This window comes from Caballeronia temeraria, assembly GCF_001544795.2.
In the GTDB taxonomy this organism is placed as follows: domain Bacteria; phylum Pseudomonadota; class Gammaproteobacteria; order Burkholderiales; family Burkholderiaceae; genus Caballeronia; species Caballeronia temeraria.
On sequence record NZ_FCOI02000078.1, the window covers coordinates 1 to 4,220 of the forward strand.

Sequence of the window (4,220 nt, forward strand, 5' to 3'; positions counted from 1 at the left end):
CGCCATGCGAAAACCCATCCGCTGCAAACCGCGTCTGAGGTTCAGATCGTCATGTAACAGCCTCAAAGGTTACGGTTAATCTGCATGATCCCGACGTCGAAGTCCGATCGGCCGTTGCTGATCAAATAGCGGACCGCGCGATACGCGTTCTCGGAACACCACTAAAAGTTCCCAACGCGAAAGGGCTGCAGAGGCAGCCGGACGCGCGCCGAGCCGCTAGTCGAGCCCTTCTCGGTGCACTCACGAGATGAGGCAGCGCTCAATAGGCCCTTCCGATATATTCACGCCACGCCTGAGCGTACACCATTACGCCTTTAGGGCGCGCAGGGGGCAGATGTCTGGGCGAATCGGATAGGGAGCGACCGCTCCGCCGAATTCCTGTGCTCGCAAAACTAGTAATCTGAGTCGCCGGTCACCTCCCGGACCGTACTTTCAGCTTAAACATCTAACACCGCTTTAACATCGCTTTAACATCCGTCAGAATCGCGGAAAGCCCCGCCAGTAAAGGGGTTTCCTAGCTTGGGGACATGTTAAAGGCTTTAACATTCTCTGTTAAAGGGGGATTTTTTCTGCGCGTGAGGGAACGGTCGGTGTCCGCGCTGAAGGGTCTGCACACTTTAATGCCCCCTCTCCCTAGGGTCCCCGTGTCTCGTCGCACGACTCGACAATCCATGAGCATTGGGCAGCAGAAACTGCCACAGGCAGCCAAAGTCTCGGAGATGTACGGCTCGCACATGCGCAATCCGAGCCGGCGGCGTGAAGAGCCCGACGCTTCCAGTCCGCTCAGCGATCCTTCCGCCTATCTTCTGGCGCCGAGCTCGCCGCATAGCACGACATCGCGGGCGGCGCGCCGCGGGACGGAGTCACTAGCTCCGACCGCACTACGGTTAAGCCGAAGCGGGTCTGCTCGCTGATTTGTGCGTTGTACGGGCTGCGCGTAGCGAGAGCGGCCCGTCCAACCGTGCTTTTAAATTGCACATTTTTTAAGCAAATTTGGACAGAGTCGCCACCGCGTTCCTTACGGGACGGGGATTATAGGCTCAACTGTCGAATTTTTAATTTCGCGGGTGTAAAAATTTGACGGAACGGTCGGTCCCAAGGCGAATCGCCCCGGACTTTTGCTCCCCCTCCCCCATGCGCTTGCCGCTTCCATGCCGTAGCAATGCGACCCGTATGTCATTGAGTGCACCATTCCATACCGCGAAGCCCGGGGGGCAATACCGCCAGTCGATCCACCTCATAGCGATCTGTCGCATCGGTAAGCTGGCTGATCGCTGATGACCACACTCGACTTTCAGTCCCTGCCACGCGAGATAGCAACGGCAACGCACGTGCTTCGTTTGCAATGAGCAACTCGGGAAGCAGCGCTAGCGGTTCCACACCTACCCTATTCACCTTTGAGTACCCACGTAAGCAGGCTGACCATAGGCGATGCTGTCGACCATCGCTTAACGTGTTCAGCCACCACGCTACCGTCGACAAATCGAATGCGGTTGGCCCTTGTGAAGCTTGCTCGAAGTCGAAGAAGGTCACACCGAGCTTTGATCGTCGAGCGTTGTCGATCCTAGCGTCACCATGGATGAAAGCGTGTTCTAGACCGGCCGCTTGGAGCGCCTTTGCCGCCATCTCCAAGTTTTTACAAACACGTGTAAGCGCCTTCGAATCTTTCTGGTTAGCCAACATCTTCGACGCGTATTCGCAGTAGTCAGCGGGAGAGGTTTTTGGCAGCAATGCAGTCGCAGATGCATGGGCTTGCAAGTGAAGCGTCGCTAACGAAGAGCCGAAAGCATGGAAGTCTTCTTCGTTCAAACCCAGACGCTTACCGCGAGCTGCAGTGCAGATGTTGTAGTCGCGCGCGAGTCCCCCATCGAAAGCAACAGCTCCACTAGCTACTACACGGACGGAACCTTGAACGTGACGACGCTCAAGGTCCTGCAGGAGTCGGGCTTCCAAACTCGGATCGATCCCAGACGGGAGTGGAGAGGAGTAAACTTTGATGAAGAATTTCTCGCCGCTTCTTTCAAGCGAGAAGACTGTGTGGTAACCGTTCAAGACGAGCTTGATCTTCCCAACGTCTCCGCCGAGTTGGCTGTAAATCGCATCTCTTATTTGTTTGATTTCCAAACCGAACCTCGCAATCTCGTACGTTACGACAGTTGCCCCTCTTTCAGATGCTTCTCTAGCCCAGTGCGCGATAAACCTAGCAGTTTCTCCGCAATTTCTTCCAGCCAAATGCGTTCCGGCCTCACTTTATCAGCAGAGGTTGATTCTCCGGGAGCGGCATTGATTTCACTGCGGCGTCCCTCTGAGATTGTTGCGGCTCGTATCAAGTCGCTGAGCGACTCTTTCAGATATCCGTCATGGAACAAATCTGCGAGCGACATTGATGCGAGTGCGTCTTTGAATACGCGCTTGTCTCTCCCGCTCGCAGCAGGCAGCGTGTAGCAAAATCTCGCTAAGCGAGGGTCGCAATAGGGCCGAATTGGCCAAAGTCCGCGCCGAAGAAGGCTAGGAGCGTGATTCGCGCACGCCAAGAGCGCTGACGGCGAGACGATCGGCACCGCCGCAGGAAAATTGACTCTGCGTTCGGAGTATTGACCAACAGTTTCGTCCACTGTCAACATGCTTTCCGATGGCAGTAAGAGCTCATCTCCGCCGTACCCTCCCACGACGGCCACACACCCAGCGCTAACGAAATCGTCCCATAGCCTGCCGAATGCGCCATAACAGTATTCGCCATACGCGTCCGGTTGATATTGAGCAGCAACACTGCGACATGTTTGGTCTAAGAAACTCCATGCACACACGCGCAAAATCTCGTGTTGCAGCCTTTCCTCTATCCTCCCGATCCGATACGTTTGCGGACCATTCGGTTGTGATTCACTGATGACAGCGCCTAGCGAGCGGGGCTTCAGACTACGATGCTTCATCAAAGCCACGAGCAGTGCGGAATCGACGCCGCCGCTCACCTCGACAGCGATCGAGGAGCTTATTCTGAAGCGGTCCATGACAAACGACGACAATCTTTCAGAGAGAAGCGCACTGGCCTCGCATCCCGGCTTAAGGCTTCGCCTTGCCGGCAACCAAGCGTCTGGAGCGGCATCCACTCGAACGCCTGTCTTGTTAATGATCGCCGTGGAGCGTTCGGGGAGCATCTTGATCTCGGCCGCGATTGTTGAGCTTCCGTAAGGCACAGTGCCTGCATGAATCGCCTTAGCGTAGTCCACATCGAGAGTGCAACGATGTGTCATCAGCAATCGCACGATATCCCAATCGATATCGACACAATCGCGAGACATGAGCAGATATAACGGGACAGGATAGTAGGCGCTAGCTCGAATGGAAATCTCCGGGTCCTTTCCCGGTGAGCCATCAAGCCGCAAGGCAAAGAAAGCACATCCAAGAAAGTCGAATTTGCTAATCAAGGTCGCAACGCGTTCGTCACATGTCCCTGAGCTATGCAGATCTATGTCTTCTACAGTTGCAATCGAGGATTCGGTGCTCTCGAACGTAAGTACATGCGTTACGTCGTCCGACCGTAGCGTAATGCTTTGAAGAAACGGGTTGTTCTCCAGGACCAGTTGGTTAGTGCCGTGCCCGTGCGAACGCGTTGTCAAGTGAAGCTCACGAGATTGCAGATCGATTCTTCCAGACAGCATCGCTTTATCCTCGATCGAGCGCTACGACTTAGCGGTATCCGAACCGAGCGCTGTCCATGTTGATCCCTCCTTTTGGTGGTGGAGCTTCTCTCCTGATGCTACCCGCATCATCAGGTTCCTCTCGCGCGACGAAATGCTCATTGTTCGTTTCGTCCAACTGCTCATGCAAAAATTCCATATCAGCTCCTTGATCAACCGGCGATCGCTGCAGGCGATCCGTCATTGAAATGCGACTACCCCGGGTTTAGGGTGTGCGTGTGCTACAAGCGCGAAGCCCTCAGCAGGGTCACTATCCCCGCTACGATCTCGTCGCGCTTTTCGTACTGGTGCTTCCGAAGCTCTCGGATGAGCCCCTGCTCGTTTGGATTAAGCTGGCATTCGAATTCCTCCCCTAGAATTAAGTAGCTTAAATTCACACCTGACATCCCGAGGTTGTACAAATAAAGCAAACCTGGCTCTCGCGATCCATTCTCATAGTTTGATTGGGCGGCCTCAAATCTGACGTGCAACACCTGTTTCGTATAAGGTGTTGCGATGCACGAAAGAACTCAGTATCAACAG

The 4,220-nt window shown here is 54.7% G+C and carries 2 protein-coding genes; both read right to left on the bottom strand.

Annotation, left to right across the window (positions count from 1 at the left end):
* Window positions 1-1,176 precede the first annotated feature (1,176 nt).
* Window positions 1,177-2,124 carry a phosphotransferase gene (locus tag AWB76_RS39995; RefSeq protein ID WP_074171507.1) on the bottom strand — a complete coding sequence of 316 codons (948 nt, stop codon included), beginning with the start codon at window positions 2,122-2,124 and terminating at the stop codon, window positions 1,177-1,179.
* A gap of 23 nt (window positions 2,125-2,147) precedes the next feature.
* Window positions 2,148-3,659: a hypothetical protein gene (locus tag AWB76_RS41440; RefSeq protein ID WP_061165272.1), complete on the bottom strand. Its 1,512-nt coding sequence runs from the start codon at window positions 3,657-3,659 to the stop codon at window positions 2,148-2,150.
* Window positions 3,660-4,220 lie beyond the last annotated feature (561 nt).

What these genes read in the sequence shown, in the direction of transcription:
- AWB76_RS41440 (WP_061165272.1), bottom strand. Translation starts at nt 3,659, where the DNA reads ATGCTGTCTGGAAGAATCGATCTGCAATCTCGTGAGCTTCACTTGACA.